The sequence below is a fragment of the Methanosarcina soligelidi genome, from assembly GCF_000744315.1.
Lineage (GTDB): Archaea > Halobacteriota > Methanosarcinia > Methanosarcinales > Methanosarcinaceae > Methanosarcina > Methanosarcina mazei.
The window spans coordinates 1519589-1537903 of record NZ_JQLR01000001.1; the positions used below are offsets into that span (position 1 = coordinate 1519589).

Here is an 18315-nt window from a genome sequence, read left to right on the forward strand (position 1 = left end):
TGCTGATTAACAGGACATTGAAAATATGATGGGTGAAATTTGAGCAGAATATTAATGGTTACCTCTACGCTCTTTTTTCGAACTTATTCGCATCAATTGTTAATATCTAATATTTGGATAATTAAAAATATTACTAAAAATTAAATTTTTATGCTATAAAATCTAATGATTTCGCAATATAAACCTTTTCATTTTTTCCATCTTTTTGTAAAGCAGTCCCTTGAACAGGTTTTTAATCTCAGGACTTTTATCAAAGCAGAATAAATCAAAATAGAAAAATAGATTCAAGAAACTGGATTCTAGAGAAACTGGATTCTAGAGAAACTGGATTCTAGAGAAACTGGATTCTAGAGAAACTGGATTCTAGAGAAACTGGATTCTAGAGAAACTGGATAAAGAAATGTGAATATGTGACAGCTGGATTATAGAAACGTGGACAGAGAAATCTGAATATATGGTAACTGGATTTTGAGGGGACTGATTAAATAAATTTAAATATGTAACTTCTGGATTGTATCACGGCAAAATTACAACTAATTGGGAAAGTGATGCTGAATTATTAAAAATACTGGTTAAAATCGCTGGGATAAGAAAAACGGAAAATAAGACATGTAACTTTACTTCCTGTTATTGATCTCAATGTCTTTTTCGATCTCTCTGGCAAAGCTTTTTTCCGAATGGATGTAGAATGAAGCCGGAAGCCCTGTGTTTGAGATCATATAAAAAAGGTTCATGGCTGTCCTGTTAAGCCTCGGAGAGTAGTTTAAAAGAGTGCTCCTCGAGATTTTTACCAGTGCATCCAGGGACTTTATTCCTGTAAGATAGTTTTTTATGTCCCTGTTCTTCTGGCTTTTTTCAAAGATCAGGTCTATCCAGGTGTTCATTTCTTTTATCAGCAATTCTCTTGTAAGGTCTCCGGTAACTATGTAATTTCTACCTTTCTCTATGTTCCTGAAATATTCCCTGAAACTATCCCCTTTTGCCAGGGTATATACCTGGCCCATTTTTCCGGTATGGGTATCCGTTGTCGCAACAATGCTTTTGCCAAACCTTTCTGCAAGAGCTATTGTAAGTTCATTTTTCTGCTTGAGCTCGTGCATATTGTATTCAAGCACAGGAAAGAGCTTTGCCAGCTTCGGCACTGCGGAAGGGTTCGGTTGCCTGTGGAACTCAAACCAGAAAGGGTGGTTGTAAACAAAAGGAAGCCTGTGCTTTTTGAGGTATCCTGTAAAACTTTTGAGGTCATGTTCTATTTCTGCTATTTCCCTGAGTTCTGAAAAATACTCTCTGTCAAGCTCGAAAACGTTGATGTGCAAAGTATGCCCTGCAAATTCCGGGTCATATAAGGTCATCTCAGCCCCCGGAGTGAGCTTTTCACGGTCCCAGCCCAGGAGTTCGTATGCCTCTACAGTATCATGGTCTGTAAATGTTACAAAATCCATCCCAATCTCAAGAGACTTTTCGTAAAGACTCAGGGGATTCAAATCCTTTGCCGGAAGCACGTCGAAAGAACAGGTAGTATGTACATGCAGGTCTGCCCGTTTCCAGCCTTTTTCCATAAGCTCAGCTGCCCGTTCCGGTGTTATCAGCTTTTCTTCGCAATTCCTTTGCCTTCCCCCTATCGGCGTAGAATTCTGAGGTTTTTAATTTTTTCTGATTATTTTAATCCAGTTTTATGTCTCTGCAATATATCTCTACTATTATAGTATATCCTTTTTTTAAATTAAGGTTTCCGGGAAACCCATAAAAACATTTTCTGGACTCTTATTTATACCCTGAAAACTTAAGAAAAATAATTGGTGGGACCCCCGAATTCTGTGGGCGTGCAAAACATTCCGATAATATTCTAAATTCGTTTTCCGCATGATATTTTCTGATAAATACATTCTTTGTTTTTTTAGCTGCATACCATCACATTTATAAATCTGTTAAAATATTTCAGTATTTTCTCAAAAACAATAGTGGTGTAACTATGGGTCTGTTTAGAAAGTTAAGGACAATTCTGGGTATCATTTTTGAAAATGAATCCGAGCAAAAAGGAGATGATTTTGAAAAGTATGTGGTAGACCTCTTCGATGAAAAAAATTTTTCTATTGTGCAGTGGACCACGGATATGGCGAGAAAACATACCCGGTTTGTAGAGTCAGACTGCGGCCCGGACCTGGTCCTCCGCCACAGGCGCACCAATGAGATTTTCTGTGTAGAATGCAAGTTCAGATCAAAACTCTATAAAGGTAAACTCCAGTGGTCAAGCCCTGAACAGCTTGGGCGTTACAGGACCTTTGCACAGGATAATCTGGTCCCTTTTTTTGTGGTTATAGGGCTCGGAGGAAAGGCGAGAAAGCCAAAAAGGATGTTCTGTATCCCTCTGGAAGAGGCAAAATACTCTGCGATCTATCCTGAAATGTATAAGAAATTTGAACGGGATCCAAAGAAAAAATTCTCCTGGAAAAAAAAGATGCCAGAATAAATTTTTAATTCTAAACTTTTCATTTTTTGCTTTAGCTTTTCAGCATGTTCTTTCATTATTTTAAGGAATATTCTTTTTTCTGCACCCATCTTCCTCTGCGCTTTCTCCTCTCTGTCTGTTTTTTTCTTTATATAATTTTGTACAGACTTCCCGCTTCAACTTCATTTTAAAAGCGACGAGACTTTATTCTGAATACTTATAGAAAAGCTTTAAAGTATCTAACACATTATTTATTTATATGTTCTTTTAAGGGGTCACATAATGGGAATTTTGAATAAAATAGTAAAAGCTGTTGAAGTATTGACAGAAGATGAGTCTGTAGAAAAAGGAAATGACTTTGAAAAGTACGTTGTTGGTCTTTTTGATAAAAAATATTTTTCTATTGTTCAATGGAGCACGGACATTGCCAGAAAGCACGACAGATATGTGGAAGCAGATGCCGGTCCTGACCTCACTATCCGTTATGTCCCAACCGGCGAAATCTTTTATGTGGAATGCAAGTTCAGGTCAGATCTTTATGAAGGAAAACTTCACTGGTCCAATCCGGAGCAGTTAAAACGCTACCAGGACTTCGCCAGAGAAAATAAACATCCTTTTTTCGTTGCTGCTGGACTTGGTGGAGTTCCTTCTTATCCTGAAAGGATGTTCTGTATCCCTCTTGAAGAAGCACGGTATCCGGCGCTTTATCCCAGCGTATTTGAAAAATTCGAAAGAAATCCTGATAAAAACTTTTTCTGGAAAAACGGTTTCCTGAAATAACGGTTTCCTGAAATAACGGTTCCCTTAAATTATCTTTACCCTTTGTCTTTATTTTTTTCCGCTTTATTTATGATAATGGAAAAACTTTATTTTTTCCTGTTTCAATTCATTTAGGTATCAATTCATTTAGAGACGTACATGCAGTTCATGGGGGGAATACATTGTCTGAATCTACTGAACAGAATATACTTTCCAGATTAACCGCACTGGAACAGAAGATGAGCAATCTGGATAATACTTCAAATGCTCTCATAGACGAATTAGAGAGCCTTCAAGCTGTGTCCCGGGAATTAAAGATAGAAAGCTTTGTCGATAAATTAAACGAATATCTCGAAGACGTGGTGAATTTCAAGGAAGATTTGAGCTGTAAAATATCTGACGAGATTGAAAACGAACAGATGAAAAGGATGATAGAAACAAGGATAAAAACTATCCCGGATGACATTGAAAACTTGAAAAATGAATACAGCGATCTTCGCGGCAAATTAGCAGAGTTAAGGGATGAAATTAGTAAAAATAAAAAGTAATGTGAATTAAATATTAAATTTAGTAACTTATATCTTAAATTTAGTAATTTAAATATTAACTGAGTGACTTACATATTAAACTAGGTAGCCTGTTTCTGTCTGAATGCCGGAGCAGTTCGATATAAAACCCCTTCACAAAAATCAGCTCACAGATTTCGACTTAAAGAATGAAGCCTTCTATTAAACAGAGCTGAACAGTTCTTTAAAAAATGAAAAAATAGTTGAGCAGAACAGGGCAGGTAATCCAGAAAAAGATGCTCAAGCTGATTGACTGAGAACATAAATTTCTCATTATCATTGCCTGGCTCTTTAATTCGTGTACTGCCGGGTCTGCGCTTAATAGGCTTATAAGCTTTACACTGCTTTGACAGCTATTTTTTCAATTGCTGGCTTATTGGCTGCCAGGAATGTTGCCTTTAACTGTCCTGTCGGGTCTCTCAGTTCTATTTTTGCGTCTGAGTAGTAGCCGATCTCAATATCTTCTGTAAATTCCCTGGTAGTTGAGAGGCTTGCAGCACCCATAACACCGGTAATGGGAAGGGCCCAGAAATGGTGGTCTTTGTAAGTCGGGTTATAATTGACAGCAGTACTGCCTGTCAGATGTGCCAGGTAAACAATCCTTACCTTCATTACGCCTCTGCTTGCGGTCAATACAGCTTCAACCGACTCTCCCGGGTTTAACTGAACAGTAACTCCCGAACTTGAACCAACTGTAATGCTTTTGCTCTCAGAGCCTCCCTGACCCCAGGAATGGCTGTAAGACATGGACGTTTCTCCCCCTCCTCCGGCTCCCAGGAAGCTGACTTCATAAGTAATCTTCTGCCCTACATCGATTGTGTCTGTCTGAGACCAGTTGCTTTCCGTGGTATCGTTGACCTGGTCCGAAATGCTGGCATCGAAAGTGGCTACCTTTGTGCTGCTGTTGACGAATTTCTTGGTTGCCACTATAACTGGTTCTGAAGTAATCCCGGTTACTGTTGAACTCTTGACGTCAAGTATTGTTTGAACTTCAGCCCACCCGTATGTTTTGTAAAGGTCGTCCCATGGAGTGGGACTGTGAAGATATGCATCATTCGGTTTCTTCCCAAAATATTTTTCAACTGCACTCTTGAGACCTGCGTCTTCAATGCCGAATGTCTTTCTCTCATTGTCTGTGATGATGTGCTGTACACTTCCCGATGCGCTGACGCTGGAAGTTGATGCGTCAGCTCCTGCCTTTATGCTTATTTGAATTCCCATGCTCTCATGTATGGCATCAATTTGATATAAATTTTTTGAGGAAGTTATAAAATATACATGTGCATGTTTTGTATATATGAGCCGGAAGGATGATCAGATAAGCCGGTTAAACTGAGTTACACAAAAACAAGCTGTACATATTCAGAGCTTAATTCAGGAAAACAGTAAATTAAATATGAAGCTTCTGTCAGAGAATACGAAAATAATAAACCATGGTGGAAATTTTGGGTTATGTCCGTGAGTTATTGATCATTTCTGAAAAAGCAAGTACAACTCCCGAATTTGAGAAAAATACAGAGAAATTTTTCTGCTTGCGGTTTTCAATAACTCCTCAAGCCCATTACCCAATTTTTAAACTTTAATCAATAAGCATCTTTGTGATAGGCTAATTTCACCAATGTCACAGTTTGCTCTTTTTCGTCAACAGAAAAACATAGTACAAAGTTAGAATCAATATGTACTCGTTTATATTTATTTAAGGGATAATTGAGATTTTTGTAATGTTGAGGATTGATACAGATTTCATCAGCTTTTTTGAAGACTGCCTCGAAAAGTACATGATTCTTCTTGTTTAATTTTCGCAGTTCTTTTAAAAGCTTCCCCTTGACCAATAATTTGTACAAGCTTACTCATCCTCATCAGGCAAGCTTTTTATGTATGCTTTTAATTCACCAGCGTTTTCAAATGGTCCAATTACTTCATCATTCTCCGAATCAAGCATTTCCTTTATGAACTCAGGACTGTATTGAGGCTCAAGTATTTTCTCTTCGTATTGAGCTACAACTAAGTCGAGAGCAGCACTCTTATCCTTCAGGTTGTATTTGGCTTTAACAATATTCAGAACCTGGTTCGTTCTGTCCGAAATTTTAACTCTAGCCTGTATCATATACATCCCACATGCACATTATATGCACATGCCGAATATAAAATTATCTTATCAATGATATTATGTCAACTGTGATATATTCATGCAGTAAGTTATCCCTTTATATACCTGGTTTCTTATCAGTAAAACTATACCGGCTTTCACTCAACAAATATATATTACTGTTTAAAGTATCTTTTATTCATGACCCTTGAGCCCGTGCATATGCATAAGATCTCGGAGCTTGCAGAGAGAATTGACCGATCATTTGAGTTTGATGACCCGAAAACGGCAGCGGATATTTACAGGCTGCTTGAAGAATTGAAAGTTGATGGGAAGGTAATTCTTAAAGCTGTGGACCGACTCTTCCGTGGGATGGTCAGAACCGAGTTGATGGCTCAGGGCGAAGATCCTTATCCTGTTACCTATGCCTGCGACAGCGGGAGCACGAATCCCAAAACTTATGACAGCGGGCTTTTTGTGGATTTCTGCCACTGCGGGCTGGCTGCAACGCCTACTGACCTTGATGTTCAGAGGTGCAGGACAATTGTCTGTGCAGCTTATTCCTCTTCCCGGAGAATTGCAATGCGGGCGACACCAGGATGGGAAACCTTTGATGAAGGGCTTGGAAGGGCGAAGCTTGTAACAATTGCTCCTGATGAGCTTAAAAGAAAAGCTCCTGATATGGTACACAGCTTTGCCATGTACCTGGCAGAATCCGAACATTTGCTTTTTATGAAGGACAGGCTGGAGCCTGAAAGCTTTTTCATAATGGACGGGCCCATTTATCCAAAGCAGCTCATGTACTGGATGGTTCTGGACGACGCTGAAGTAAGGATCAGGCAGAACCCTGATGCCCGAAAAATTCTCCAGAATTACATTGATGTCATGGACCATTTTCTGGAAATGAAGATCCCTGTAATTGGGTTTGTAAAAAATCCTACTGATATGCAGATCATGGACAGCGTGAGAAAGAAAAGAGAAGCTTTTGACCTTCCATGGATGCTGGATGCCCAGTTTTTCAAAAATGTACTCTCACTGGAAAAAGCAGGGGGAACTTCCGGGAATGGGCATGAAGGGCGGTACTCAAACAATAATGGAAATAACGGGAATAATTGCAGGCACTATGGTTCCAGAAGTGCTTATCTCACTTACACCAACTGGTTTTTACAGCCCAACAGGTATTACGAAAAGATGCTTAAAGGGACTTCCCCGCTTGCAGCCGGGGACATGATTCAGCAAAAGCTCAGGCACAGGTTTTCCCCTGAAGATTATGCACTATGTTTCTTCATGCTTTACGTGCCTTCAAAGGATGTGGTTTTTAAGGTTGAAGCCCCTTACGGGCTTATTAAGGATGATTTCCTGCGTATGCAAATTACTAAAAAAGTGCTCTTTGACGTTTCTCTGCACGGTTTTCCCCTTACCCTCACAAAGGCAGACCATCTCGCAAAAATCCGGAAAGTGGAGAGGCAGGAAATCGATAAATTCTTTGAAAGCATGAGTCCTGATACAACTTATAATGACACCCGGTGGGGTAAGTTCAATGACATATGAAGATGCCGATATTTTCGCTTTTATTTCCAAAAAATCCAGGCCGGTTTCTGCTCCTGAAAAGGTTACTGTTTCGGAAAATGAGACACTTTCAGGCGGGAACTCAGCGTCAAAAATAAGTCCCGAAAATGAGATCGGGGGTCGGGAAAAAGATCTCTTTAAAGAAATCTCTGGTTCTGAAGAAAGCTCTGATCCTGCCACAAAGCCAGCTTTTGAAGAGCTCCCCGTTCCTTTACCTGAAACTGTTACGGAAACTGACATACAGAACCCTTCAGGTAGTGATTCAAAAGCATTTTCAAGCACTTTTTCAGGCGCTTCTGAACTTTCCGGGCTTTCCAGAGCTGTCCCGGCACCTGCTTCCTCTTTTTATCCTGAAGACTCTTATCCTGCCGATTTTTCCGAAAAGGAAGAACTTCCGTTTGAAACGTTTGAAGACTATGATGTCGGAATTTCCGGAGCCTCCCCGTCCCTGGTTGAAGCCTTCGGAATTGTCACAACCGGTATAGAACCCTTGGAAATAACGCCTTCGGCAGCCACAATCACAGGATACATCGCTTCTGCCCGCAGGAGTGAGATCAGGCTCGGAACATATGTTGTTGTGCCTTATGAAGATGGAGAAAAGCTCTTTGCAAGGGTAGGGAAGCTCCAGTACAGGCAGGAGTTTGCAGTGGACGATGCGACCGAAATCCATTCAAGGCGCATGTTGAATGCCCGTGCAAGCCCCATAAACGAAGCCGACTACAAGTTTCTTGCCTGCCTTGATCCTCTCTGTATCCTCTATCGAAAAAAAGCAGAGGGAGCACTTACACGCAGGATGGCAGACAGAATTCCCCGCCCGAACACTCCCATACTGCCTGTTACGGACAGGCTTGAAGTCCAGACAGGGCTGAACATCCCGGAAGAAGGGGTTTTCCTCGGGCATTTAAGCGTCGGGGGAGAGCTTGTAAAAACACATTCCGAGCCCGAAACCGTTGCTTATTATCTCAGAAACGATTATTCGATGGGCGACCCCCTTATTTTCAGGCATATGCTTATCTGCGGGAGCACAGGGACAGGAAAGACCTTCCTATCTAAAAACATTCTGCGCCAGTTCATGACCGAAAGTAACCGTTACAGGCTGAGGAATGCTTCTGATAATGCGAGGAAAAATCCCTGCCTCGTTATTATGGACCCTCAGGATGAGTATTCCCAGATTTTCGAGGACAACGAAACCCTGACTGATGACGACAGATTCAGGTTTGAATCCGAAAATGTTGCCTGCGGCAGGGTCCAGTCAACAAGGGCTTTTGTAGCAAAGGTTGACGGACAGAAGTATCCCGGAGACAAGTCAAGGGCAGAGCAGATAGAGTTTACAATTCCTTTTTCCTTTGTGGAACATAATTCCTGGCTGATTGCAGCTGCCGGGATGTCTGAACTTCAATTTATAGGGCTTGATGTGCTCCTGGGGGACTTTTTCAAGTCAAGTGGGCCGCATACCTACCAGAACTTTATAAGCCATATCGAAAATGAAGGCACGCGTTCTCATTACGTTGACAGCAACAGGATCCATGAGTCTTCTTATGACGGAATCGTGAGGAGAGTAAGCAGCAGATTCTTCTCAAAAGTCTTTGACCGCGATGCAACCCCGATTTCCGACATTGTTGACAAAATCTTCAAGCCGGGACAGATTTCGGTTTTCCCAACCGAGTACATAAGCTCTCCCAGGATAAGGGATCTCATTGTGCTCACAATCATGAGCCTGATTGTTGATAACAAACTCAATACCACAGGGATTGATGCCATAAAAGAAACTCCGATTATCCTGGCGCTGGACGAGGCTCACCGCTACCTCTCAAAAGCAAACGGGGAACATGCCCGTCTTATAATTTCCCGTTTTGCAGACGCAGCCCGCCAGGGAAGAAAAGAAGCTCTCGGGCTCTTTTTGATAACGCAGGACCCTCAGGATATTGATGATACTGTCATCAAGCAGATAAATACAAAGCTGATCCTTAACCTCAACAACGATGCTGCAATCTCTTCCCTGAAAGTCCCTAAGGAATACGAACGCAGAATTCCCTATCTTAAGAAAGGGCAGATGATAATCCACAGCCCGGACAACAGTGATATTGTGGAAATCCTGGGGCTTTCAAGCTGTGTTGTGAGGCACCGCTAAAACGCTAAAGAGATGTGGGCAGAAAGTTAAGAAATAATGAATGTGAAGTAAAAAAAGAAAAAAAGTGTTTACAAACCGGATATTGAATATAAACCATATAAGAACTTGCTTTTTCAGAAAGACGTTCTCAGCGCATGCCTGCCTTATGAAGTAAGGCATGTGTCTCTTCTTTTTGTGGTTACTTTTCTTTTTTACCTGTCTTCCAGCATGTACTTTTTACAGAGAGTGTATCCTGAAATATCCGGATTTTGCTTATCCAGATTCTTTTGTATCCTGCTTGTATCCTGCTTGCATCCTTCTATATCCTTGCTGGACCCTGAATTTATCCCCTACCAAGATAATTTTCCAAAAATCAAAATTTATTTCTTTAAAACAGACAGAAGAAGTAAACTTCAAGAACTTATTATACATATTATACAAGATGTTAGGGGTGACATAACTGCTATCAATAACATTATTTAAAATTCCAATAGCATGTTTTTTTATTTTCCTAATAGTATGTTTTCTTTTGATACAGAGTATACATCGCAATAAACAAAAGTTAACTTCAATTAAACATTACAATTCGATCAACCATTATCCTTATTATATAAAGATGGAAACTGAGGACGAAAACAAGACAGATTATCTAAAAATATACCTAATCTTCTGCCTGACCATTTTTCTTTTTAGCTTGTCAGCAATTATCGGACCGTTTATGTTTGATTATATCGGTTATACTGTAGATGGTATTAACAATACCAGCCTTGGCACAATCTCCGCTTTTGATGCAACCGAGATATTTGCCAATGTACTATTAGCAGCATTAATCGGATTTTTGTCTTTTGAACTAACAGATAATAAAAGACCTTAATCCCTGCTTCCTTCCCCACAATCTTTTCGAGTAAGTACAACTATTCTGGTATGAGAATAATCTTTCCTATAGGCTTCAAATGCAGGAACTTACAGAGAAAATTCAATACACTCATTTTCAGAAAAGTACTGGCAGTGTACCCTAAAGTTCTATAAATTCCAACAGCCTATGTGTTTCTTACCTTTTTTTTCTGTTAGAGCTGGGGTTATCGATAGGAAAAATTTGTTCTTCAAAATATAGGGTTATCCGATAGCTGTTTTTCAAAAGCGTTACATAGTCTTTGGAATGACTTCTAACATAAACACATAGGCAATGTCTAACGCTATTGGTGCTTTCAATCGAGTGAACAAATTAGAGCAAAATTGAAGGAAGAATGCATTTTTCGAGCACTTACATGATTTTGAAGTTTTCCAGTGGAAATTTCGGTAAAAATAAGATTCCTATATATACTTAGTATCGCAAATTGGCAAAGATTTCATACTAATTTTGTGAAAATTGAAGTTCGTTTTTAACAAAGGATTGAAGGACGAATTAAGAGGATTTTGTAAGAGTATGTTTCCTTTGCAGCTTGTGGAACTCTTGAAAACAGGTTTTGAATCTTTGATATTTTGACCTGAAGTATTCGTTTCTCAGGATTGAAGCCTATGATGTAAATACAGGCTTTATATTAGGCTCATGGCTTGCATATCCAGGGCAGGCAGGTAATTTTTCAGGTGCTCTTAAAATAGCTCTAAAAAGCCGAGAGTAAGAGCTCAATAATTTTGATATATTTTACTCCGATTACCGGCTTCAACGACCTGAATAATAAGTACAGGGTCTTTAATTGCCATTATTACCCTATATTCTCCTACTCTTAAGGAATATAGAGGCGTTTTAACAGATGTTTTTAGTTTTTTGACGTGTGAGTAGGGGTCTTCTTTGATTTTGCTAATAGCACTGAAAATTTTTGTTTTTATTTCAGCAGGTAATTTATTCATTTCTTTAATCGCATGCGCTGTATACTTAACAGAATACATTTAATCCTCAATACTCATAATACGTTTAGCTTCCTCTTCGCTGTATACTCTACCCGCTTTAATATCCTCCAGGCTCTCCTCAATGCCTTTTATATCTTCATCTGTTAATGGTTCTTCGTCATATGCCATTTTTATAAGCCTTTCAACGACAGAATTATAAGATTCGTTTTTGTATGCTTTTAAATCGTCTAACTTGCTCTTGATATTAGGATCAATACAGATTGTTGTCGTCGCTGCCATAACAACCTATAGGTTTCTATAGGTTAAAATTATTCTGTAGAGGCTTGATAATCACAGGTTGACGGGAATATCCCTATCTATGGCGCTTCTAAAGGTTCTGTTGCAAAAATTCATAAGCAGCATGCAGTAGAATAAAGAGGAAATCAAAAGAATGGTAATATGCTATCTAATTCCTCTAATTTAAGTGGAAAAATTACGAAGGAGAAATTATCCTGCTTAATAATAGAGTTGATCTCAAAACTCAAAAACTACTTACTTAGTTCTCAATTTTGAAGTAATCAATCGAGCTACTAACCAAGAAAGTAGTAATGAAACCTAATGATAAATGCATAAAAAAATAGCTTTTGGGATAGGTTCATACACTGGGGTTAAGAACACTGGGGTTAAGAACACTAAAACTTAAAAAATAAACCGCAAATATTCATTTTTACAAAAGCATCTGTAAAAAAGGTGGAAAATATAAAAAAGATAAAAAATGATGGGATAGCGCGGATTTGAACCGCGGTCCAAGCGTCCCAAACGCTCGAGGATGGACCAAGCTACCCTACTATCCCAAGGGCACCTCCTCACAAAGGAGATTATCCTTTATATAGCTTTCGTTAGAACATACGGCTGTATCTTAACTTCTCGAAACAGGATCAAAATTTTATATTCCCCACTTAATTGTCTGGATTACCTTTTTTACTTGATGAATTCTCTAATTTCCGGCATTTAGCCGTTATTCTCCAAGCCGTTATTCTCCAAGCCATTATTCTCCAAATCCTCGGCTTTTTCCTGTCTCCAGCGCTGGTAAATGTCATTTTCTATTCCCAGGAGGTCAAGAGCCCTGCCAGCCATGGTGTCTATAATGTCATCAAGAGTCTTTGGTCTGGAATAAAATCCCGGGCATGCAGGAAGGATGCTTGCTCCTGCCTTTCTGGCTTTCAGCATGTTCTCAAGGTGTATAAGGTTCAGGGGAGTTTCTCTTGTCATGAGGATCAGTTTTCTCTCCTCTTTGAGGCAAACATCTGCAGCCCTTGTTATCAGGGAATCAGATATCCCGTTTGCAACCGCCCCAAGGGTTTTCATGCTGCACGGGGCAATGATCATTCCCGAAGTTTTGTAAGAGCCGCTGGCTATAGGAGCTGAAAAGTTCTTCTGGGAATAATTCCAGGTTGCCAGTTTTTCCACTTCAACAGGCAGGAAATCAGTCTCGATCTCGATTATCTGTTTTGCAGCTTCGGTCAGTACGAGATGGGTTTTAATCCCTTTATTTGCCAGCACTTCAAGAAGGCGGATCCCGTACTGGACCCCTGAAGCTCCGCTGATGCCCACAATTATTTCCATTATTCGTTTCTCCTTGCTGTAACGTCACTTTTTTCACAGGAGGCAATGAAGTTTCCGACCATTTCCTCTGCGGTTGAAACTATCTCTTTTATCTCTCCCAGGCTGATGTTGTCCACATGAATTCCGACAACAACTATCGATGTTTTTCCTGTTGCTTTGCTTACCCGTCTTGCGCTGTCAAGGGCAAGCTGTTCCTCCCTGTGCCCGGGAAGTGTGATAACAGAAGAGCTGGCTCTCCCGCTTTTTTCATCGAATAGCCCTACTGCAACTGCGCCAGCATGCTCTTTTCCGCCGGTCAGGGTTAGCAGGTAGTCTTCCCCCAGTTTTTTCACTTCGAGAGTGATTTCTATCCTGCTGGCTTTCCTTGTAACGGTAAACAAAAATTTTACTCCTGCACTTTAGTATTTTCCAGATCGCTCAGCTTGAATTGTTTTGTGACTTTTTTTATGTTAAAGTATTCCTTTGCAGCCTTCCCTACAGCTTCACAGTGTTCCCTTGGGCAGTAAACTCCCATTCTCCAGTTGTCCATGTGAGCCTCCTGCAATATGGATACGAAGTGCGAAGCTTCGTTAAGGGAAACCAGCTTATGGTCTGTTTTTATCATTGCCTTCATTTCAAGCATTTCAGGGGTTTTCGGGATATCCACAAGCACACATTCCTGGTCCACTCCGGCAAGTTCTGCGATTTCCTTCTCTGCTCTCTCTATTTTATCCCGGTGTTTGAGCACTCCTTTCCCTGCGTCCTCAAGCCCTGTATAGAGCGCCCGTTTATATAGGTTGCGTGAATCGAGCCGCTTTGCAAGTTCTCCTCCATACCCCTTTGAGCTTCGCATTGCGGCTATTAAGTCTATATCGTCCATCTGGCTCAGCCGGATAGGGTCAATTTCTCCGTCTTCAATCATATGCTCAACTGCTTTTGAGCACATGGCTTCAGATATTCTGGTAACATGATGATAATAAACCGAGGTATTCATCCAGAAGCGGGAGACCAGGAGAGATTCGGCTGCTTTGAGCCCTCCCTGGTCAACAACAAGCCTGTCTTCGTGAAAACGCATCTGATTTATCAGGCGGTTGTAGTCCACAACTCCGAAAGCCACGCCGGTATAATGTGCATCCCGGACAAGGTAGTCCATCCTGTCCACATCGATCTCACTGCTTAGAATCTGCCCTAAAGATGTCTCGCCTTCGACGTGCTTTGCAAGTTCACCGGGGTAAATCCCGTACTTTTTCAGGACTTCTTTTATTTCCCCTTTCCCCAGGATTTCCTTTATCTCGTCATGCCTGCGCCTGGTATATTTATAAATAACATTCTCTGTTACATGGGAAAATGGACCATGCCCCACATCGTGCAAAAGGGAAGCAACCCTTATCTCCAGTTTTTTATCCTCGTCAATTGAATCGAGGTTTTTCATCAGCATGGAGGCAAGGTGCATGGTTCCGAGTGAGTGTTCAAAACGTGTATGGTTTGCTCCTGGATATACAAGGTTTGAAAATCCAAGCTGCCTGACTCTCCTGAGACGCTGTATCTGGGGGGTGTCCAGAAGCTCCTGAACAACTTCATCCAGTTCGATGTAACCATGCACGGGATCAAGGACTACTTTCATTAATCTTTAGACAGATGTCATTATATATTGCTGTATCTATTACTTTGATGCTATTACTTAAGATGTAAATTACAGGGCACCTGCTGCCCGAATACTATATAATAATTCGGAAACAGGGATTAGAAACAGGTAATATCATGATTATATTTTCAGGCGGCACCGGAACTCCCAAACTCCTTGACGGGCTCAAGGAAATCCTCCCTGAGGAGGAACTGACCGTTGTTGTAAACACTGCCGAAGACCTCTGGGTTTCTGGGAACCTGATCTCTCCAGACCTTGATACAGTGCTCTATCTTTTCTCAGACCAGATTGACCGGAAGAGGTGGTGGGGCATAGAAAATGATACCTTCGGGACTTATGAGCGCATGAAGGAGCTCGGCATTGAAGAAGGACTGAAGCTAGGAGACAGGGACAGGGCAACCCATATTATCCGCTCGAACATTATCCGTGACGGGGCGTCCCTTACGGATTCAACAGTGAAGCTTTCATCCCTTTTTGGGATCAAAGCAAATATCCTGCCAATGTCCGATGATCCTGTTTCCACTTATATAGAAACTGCTGAAGGAATTATGCATTTCCAGGACTTCTGGATTGGAAAACGTGGAGAGCCAGATGTGCGTGGAGTTGATATCAGGGGAGTTTCCGAAGCTTCCATTTCTCCTAAAGTGCTCGAAGCCTTTGAGAAGGAAGAAAATATCCTTATAGGGCCGAGCAACCCTATCACGAGTATAGGTCCGATTATTTCCCTCCCCGGGATGAAGGATCTGTTGAAAAAGAAAAAGGTCGTTGCAGTTAGCCCGATTATTGGGAATGCCCCTGTCAGCGGCCCTGCTGGAAAACTGATGCCTGCCTGCGGGCTTGAAGTCTCTTCCATGGGAGTTGCTGAATACTACCAGGATTTCCTTGATGTTTTCGTTTTTGACGAAAGGGACCGTGCAGATGAATTCGCATTTGAAAGGCTTGGCTGCCATGCTTCACGGGCAGACACCCTGATGACCTCTACTGAGAAGAGCAAAGAACTGGCAGAGATTGTGGTCAGGCTTTTTGACAACATTGTATGCCCCTCTTAACTTTTCCTTTTTCATTTCTTTTTCTCTTTTGTTTTTCACTTTCTTTCTCTTTTATTTTTAACTCTCTTTTCTCTTTTGTTTTTCACTTTCTTTCTACATTATTTTAAACCCCATTTCTCTTTCTTTTTCACTACCTTTTTTGTTTTCTATTCTCTTTTTTTTTCTATGTTTTTTTATATTATTGTTTTTTTCTCTTTTTCTATAAATTTTCTTTTGCTTCCCTCTCTGCATGTATGAATTTTCAACGCCAATAAAATTCGAAAGTTTTAAGTAATATTTTTTTCATCACTTGTAATACTAAAAAACATAAAATCCATATTTTGTTCTATTTATTAAGCTATATATTCTAAAAAATGCTACCCAATGCAGTATTAAATAAATGACTTATGGGCAGAAGAGGTAAAAATATGATTGGAATACGTGGATGTACTAATAAAAAAATCAAAACAAAAATTACCAGTTTTGTTTTTCTGACAGTACTGGTCTTTTCCCTGTGTTTCATCCCGGGGATGGCAGCTGAAACTGACAGTTCGGAGTTGATGGCTCAGGTCTTTGCCGTAGCCGAAAGTAATCTCGGGAATATTGGACCTGAAAACACACTTATAATAACAGATCTCGGTTCTCCTGCAGAGTCTTATGTTTTTCTGGACAATTTTTACTCGGAATTTAACGGAAGGAACCTGAAATACACCGATAATCTGCTTGTTGTCCAGAACGCAAGAAATGCCCCTCTCTGGTTTGCTTTCTTTGACAAAGCAAGCGGGAAATGTGCTTACATTGAGGTTACATACGGAGACGAGGAGAAGATCAGCTATCAGGTAACGGAAAATATAAACTTTAATGGACTTTCGAAAAATAAGAAGTCTATAGAGGCCTGGAATAAAAAAGTGAATTCTGCTGTTTTTAAAGGGCATGAATTTGCCATTCTTACAATTTCCAATGCCTGGGCTACGGGAAATCTCGATTATGAACTTATGCAGTGCCTGGAAATACACAACCACTTCTGTCCCGGAGTCTCGAGCGGTTTTGTGCTTGCAAACTGGATGGAAGAAAATTATCCGCTTAAAGAAGGGGTAAGCTATACGGTCTTTTCCTGCCCCAACTGGTGTAAAGAAGATGTTTTTGTCAAGCGCTGGGATGCCACCCCTGGAAAAGGAGGAATTTTTGTCTCTGCGCTGACGGATGAAGAGATCGAAGCAATCGGGAATTCTCCTGCCGGAATCTTTGTGGTTACGGATAAGAACGCCGGAACAATGAAAGCAGTAGCTCTCGGGTTTGACTTTGATGTCGTGAACGCGAAGTGCGGTGCAAAAAAGGATGATCCTGCATGGATTTCAAAATACCTGGCGGACCTCTGGCTTATGGGCAGAGGCAACTGGGATGAAGAAGGCCTTGTTACGGAAATCGCGGTTATCGACATTGATAAGGATACCCTTGGTGAAATGAAGCGGGCAGGTTCCAATCCCTATGAAGTCCTCGGGCTTCTCAACTCAAATGGAAATGTTAATCCCCCAGTTGAAGATAAGGAACTGATGGATCAGGTCTTTTCCGCAGCCGAAGCAGAGCTGGGGACTCTCGGACCTGAAAACACTTTTATAATGACTGATATCGGCTCTCCTGCAGAGTCCGATTTTTTTTTAAATGACTTTTATTCTGAGTTTTATGGAAAAGAGCTGAAATATACAAAGAATCTGCTTGTAGTCCAGAACGCAAGAAACGCCCCTCTCTGGTTTGCTTTCTTTGACAAAGCAAGCGGAAAATGTGCCTACATTGAGGTTACATACGAAAACGAAGATAAAATCAGCTATCAGGTAACGGAAAATATAAACTTTAATGAGCTTTCCGCAAGCCAGGAGTCCATAGCAGCCTGGAGTGAAAAAGTAAACTCAAAGATTTTTAACGGGCGCGAATTTGCTATTCTTACAATTTCCAATGCCTGGGCTACAGGAAATCTCAATTATGAACTTATGCAGTGCCTGGAGATACACAACCACTTCTGTCCCGGAGTTTCGAGCGGCTTTGTGCTTGCAAACTGGATGGAAGAAAATTATCCGCTTGAAGAGGGGGTAAGTTATACGGTTTTCTCCACTCCTCACTGGTGTAAGGATGATGTTTTTGTCAAGCGCTGGGATGCTACTCCTGGAAAAGGAGGGGTTTTTGTCTCTGAATTGACAGACGAGGAACTTGAAGCAATTGGAAGCGACCTTGCTGGAGTTTTCGTTGTCAGGGATAAGAATGCAGGAACTCTGAAGGCAGTTGTGCTCGGGTACAACTCTGATGTTGCGAGTGCAAATTGCGGGGCAAAAGAAGGTGATCCTGACTGGGTTTCAAAATATATGAAGGATCTCTGGCTTATGAATCCTGAAAATTGGGACGGTCTTGTTACAGAGATCGCTGTCATTGATATCGATGATGCTGCCCTGAACGAAATGAAACAGGCAGATACCAATCCTTATGTAGTTATAGGGCTTCTCAACCTCGCAGAGGATGCCAGCCCTCAGAATCTGGAATCCACTGAAGCAGTAACTGCATAAGCAAAATACAAGCCTGGGATAGCGTGAAAAAGTTTGTGGAATCTTTAGTAGATTCCTCTTTACCTTATTTTTTATCTTTCCTGTGTTTTTCTTTCTCAATTTTATTTCAG

General features: G+C 40.8%; 18 protein-coding genes and 1 tRNA gene. 8 read left to right on the top strand and 11 right to left on the bottom strand.

Annotated features, from left to right (window positions below):
• Positions 1-617: 617 nt before the first annotated feature.
• Positions 618-1559 carry a PHP domain-containing protein gene (locus tag M886_RS06700; protein ID WP_048050908.1) on the bottom strand — a complete coding sequence of 314 codons (942 nt, stop codon included), beginning with the start codon at positions 1557-1559 and terminating at the stop codon, positions 618-620.
• Between the two features lie 413 nt (positions 1560-1972).
• Here M886_RS06700 and M886_RS06705 point away from each other — a divergent pair, with 413 nt between their 5' ends.
• The 3 genes from M886_RS06705 (at position 1973) to M886_RS06715 (ending at position 3756) form a co-directional block, all read left to right on the top strand.
• Positions 1973-2470, top strand: a complete 498-nt coding sequence (locus M886_RS06705) for a hypothetical protein (RefSeq protein ID WP_048040766.1) — start codon at positions 1973-1975, stop codon at positions 2468-2470.
• Between the two features lie 261 nt (positions 2471-2731).
• Positions 2732-3229, top strand: coding sequence for a hypothetical protein (locus M886_RS06710; RefSeq protein WP_048040768.1), 498 nt, complete (start codon positions 2732-2734; stop codon positions 3227-3229).
• Between the two features lie 161 nt (positions 3230-3390).
• The gene (locus M886_RS06715; RefSeq protein ID WP_048045002.1) at positions 3391-3756 is read left to right on the top strand and encodes a hypothetical protein; all 366 of its coding nucleotides are present in this window, start codon (positions 3391-3393) and stop codon (positions 3754-3756) included.
• A gap of 354 nt (positions 3757-4110) precedes the next feature.
• Here the strand turns inward: M886_RS06715 and M886_RS06720 are convergent, their stop codons facing one another.
• The 3 genes from M886_RS06720 to M886_RS06730 all read right to left on the bottom strand — a co-directional run bounded on the left by M886_RS06720 (position 4111) and on the right by M886_RS06730 (position 5881).
• Positions 4111-4995 (bottom strand): follicular epithelium yolk protein subunit, encoded by an 885-nt coding sequence (locus M886_RS06720; RefSeq protein WP_048040772.1) that lies wholly within the window; start codon positions 4993-4995, stop codon positions 4111-4113.
• 362 nt (positions 4996-5357) lie between these two features.
• Positions 5358-5618, bottom strand: a complete 261-nt coding sequence (locus M886_RS19460; protein ID WP_048040774.1) for a type II toxin-antitoxin system RelE family toxin — start codon at positions 5616-5618, stop codon at positions 5358-5360.
• A gap of 2 nt (positions 5619-5620) precedes the next feature.
• The gene (locus M886_RS06730) at positions 5621-5881 is read right to left on the bottom strand and encodes a DUF2683 family protein (protein WP_048040776.1); all 261 of its coding nucleotides are present in this window, start codon (positions 5879-5881) and stop codon (positions 5621-5623) included.
• A 183-nt stretch (positions 5882-6064) separates the two neighbouring features.
• On the opposite strand from M886_RS06730, the gene M886_RS06735 reads away from it, so the two are divergent.
• From M886_RS06735 to M886_RS06750, 3 genes are all read left to right on the top strand, one after another.
• On the top strand, positions 6065-7414 hold the full coding sequence (locus M886_RS06735; protein ID WP_048040778.1) for a DNA double-strand break repair nuclease NurA: 1350 nt from the start codon (positions 6065-6067) through the stop codon (positions 7412-7414).
• Positions 7404-9563 (top strand): ATP-binding protein, encoded by a 2160-nt coding sequence (locus M886_RS06740; RefSeq protein ID WP_235203889.1) that lies wholly within the window; start codon positions 7404-7406, stop codon positions 9561-9563. The genes M886_RS06735 and M886_RS06740 overlap by 11 nt, the downstream gene beginning before the upstream one ends.
• A gap of 595 nt (positions 9564-10158) precedes the next feature.
• Entirely contained in the window at positions 10159-10416 is a 258-nt protein-coding gene (locus tag M886_RS06750) for a hypothetical protein (protein WP_152558000.1), read from the top strand.
• Positions 10417-11168: 752 nt separating this feature from the next.
• Here the strand turns inward: M886_RS06750 and M886_RS06755 are convergent.
• The 6 genes from M886_RS06755 to M886_RS06780 all read right to left on the bottom strand — a co-directional run bounded on the left by M886_RS06755 (position 11169) and on the right by M886_RS06780 (position 14601).
• Positions 11169-11432 carry a type II toxin-antitoxin system RelE family toxin gene (locus M886_RS06755; protein ID WP_048050912.1) on the bottom strand — a complete coding sequence of 88 codons (264 nt, stop codon included), beginning with the start codon at positions 11430-11432 and terminating at the stop codon, positions 11169-11171.
• A complete protein-coding gene (locus M886_RS06760) occupies positions 11433-11672 on the bottom strand; it encodes a DUF7557 family protein (RefSeq protein WP_048050913.1) in 240 nt (79 codons plus the stop codon).
• Positions 11673-12151: 479 nt separating this feature from the next.
• Positions 12152-12226: transfer RNA gene (locus tag M886_RS06765), tRNA-Pro, on the bottom strand.
• A 157-nt stretch (positions 12227-12383) separates the two neighbouring features.
• On the bottom strand, positions 12384-12998 hold the full coding sequence (locus M886_RS06770; protein ID WP_048050914.1) for a UbiX family flavin prenyltransferase: 615 nt from the start codon (positions 12996-12998) through the stop codon (positions 12384-12386).
• Positions 12998-13378 carry a prenylated flavin chaperone LpdD gene (gene lpdD / locus M886_RS06775; protein ID WP_015412146.1) on the bottom strand — a complete coding sequence of 127 codons (381 nt, stop codon included), beginning with the start codon at positions 13376-13378 and terminating at the stop codon, positions 12998-13000. The genes M886_RS06770 and lpdD overlap by 1 nt, the downstream gene beginning before the upstream one ends.
• Positions 13379-13383: 5 nt before the next feature.
• Positions 13384-14601, bottom strand: a complete 1218-nt coding sequence (locus M886_RS06780) for an HD domain-containing protein (protein ID WP_048047469.1) — start codon at positions 14599-14601, stop codon at positions 13384-13386.
• Positions 14602-14738: 137 nt separating this feature from the next.
• Here M886_RS06780 and cofD point away from each other — a divergent pair, with 137 nt between their 5' ends.
• Entirely contained in the window at positions 14739-15671 is a 933-nt protein-coding gene (gene cofD / locus M886_RS06785) for a 2-phospho-L-lactate transferase (protein ID WP_048047471.1), read from the top strand.
• A gap of 93 nt (positions 15672-15764) precedes the next feature.
• Here cofD and M886_RS18615 read toward each other — a convergent pair whose 3' ends face one another.
• Positions 15765-15902: a hypothetical protein gene (locus tag M886_RS18615; RefSeq protein ID WP_160173160.1), complete on the bottom strand. Its 138-nt coding sequence runs from the start codon at positions 15900-15902 to the stop codon at positions 15765-15767.
• Between the two features lie 176 nt (positions 15903-16078).
• Here M886_RS18615 and M886_RS06790 point away from each other — a divergent pair, with 176 nt between their 5' ends.
• A complete protein-coding gene (locus M886_RS06790; protein ID WP_048050915.1) occupies positions 16079-18205 on the top strand; it encodes an FmdE family protein in 2127 nt (708 codons plus the stop codon).
• The last annotated feature ends 110 nt before the right edge of the window (positions 18206-18315 follow it).

What these genes read in the sequence shown, in the direction of transcription:
- M886_RS06750 (WP_152558000.1), top strand. Translation starts at nt 10,159, where the DNA reads ATGGAAACTGAGGACGAAAACAAGACAGATTATCTAAAAATATACCTA.
- M886_RS18615 (WP_160173160.1), bottom strand. Translation starts at nt 15,902, where the DNA reads ATGCAGAGAGGGAAGCAAAAGAAAATTTATAGAAAAAGAGAAAAAAAC.
- cofD (WP_048047471.1), top strand. Translation starts at nt 14,739, where the DNA reads ATGATTATATTTTCAGGCGGCACCGGAACTCCCAAACTCCTTGACGGG.
- M886_RS06740 (WP_235203889.1), top strand. Translation starts at nt 7,404, where the DNA reads ATGACATATGAAGATGCCGATATTTTCGCTTTTATTTCCAAAAAATCC.
- M886_RS06735 (WP_048040778.1), top strand. Translation starts at nt 6,065, where the DNA reads ATGACCCTTGAGCCCGTGCATATGCATAAGATCTCGGAGCTTGCAGAG.
- M886_RS06780 (WP_048047469.1), bottom strand. Translation starts at nt 14,601, where the DNA reads ATGAAAGTAGTCCTTGATCCCGTGCATGGTTACATCGAACTGGATGAA.
- M886_RS06755 (WP_048050912.1), bottom strand. Translation starts at nt 11,432, where the DNA reads ATGTATTCTGTTAAGTATACAGCGCATGCGATTAAAGAAATGAATAAA.
- M886_RS06700 (WP_048050908.1), bottom strand. Translation starts at nt 1,559, where the DNA reads ATGGAAAAAGGCTGGAAACGGGCAGACCTGCATGTACATACTACCTGT.
- M886_RS06770 (WP_048050914.1), bottom strand. Translation starts at nt 12,998, where the DNA reads ATGGAAATAATTGTGGGCATCAGCGGAGCTTCAGGGGTCCAGTACGGG.
- M886_RS06730 (WP_048040776.1), bottom strand. Translation starts at nt 5,881, where the DNA reads ATGATACAGGCTAGAGTTAAAATTTCGGACAGAACGAACCAGGTTCTG.
- M886_RS06705 (WP_048040766.1), top strand. Translation starts at nt 1,973, where the DNA reads ATGGGTCTGTTTAGAAAGTTAAGGACAATTCTGGGTATCATTTTTGAA.
- M886_RS06790 (WP_048050915.1), top strand. Translation starts at nt 16,079, where the DNA reads ATGATTGGAATACGTGGATGTACTAATAAAAAAATCAAAACAAAAATT.
- M886_RS06710 (WP_048040768.1), top strand. Translation starts at nt 2,732, where the DNA reads ATGGGAATTTTGAATAAAATAGTAAAAGCTGTTGAAGTATTGACAGAA.
- M886_RS06760 (WP_048050913.1), bottom strand. Translation starts at nt 11,672, where the DNA reads ATGGCAGCGACGACAACAATCTGTATTGATCCTAATATCAAGAGCAAG.
- M886_RS06720 (WP_048040772.1), bottom strand. Translation starts at nt 4,995, where the DNA reads ATGGGAATTCAAATAAGCATAAAGGCAGGAGCTGACGCATCAACTTCC.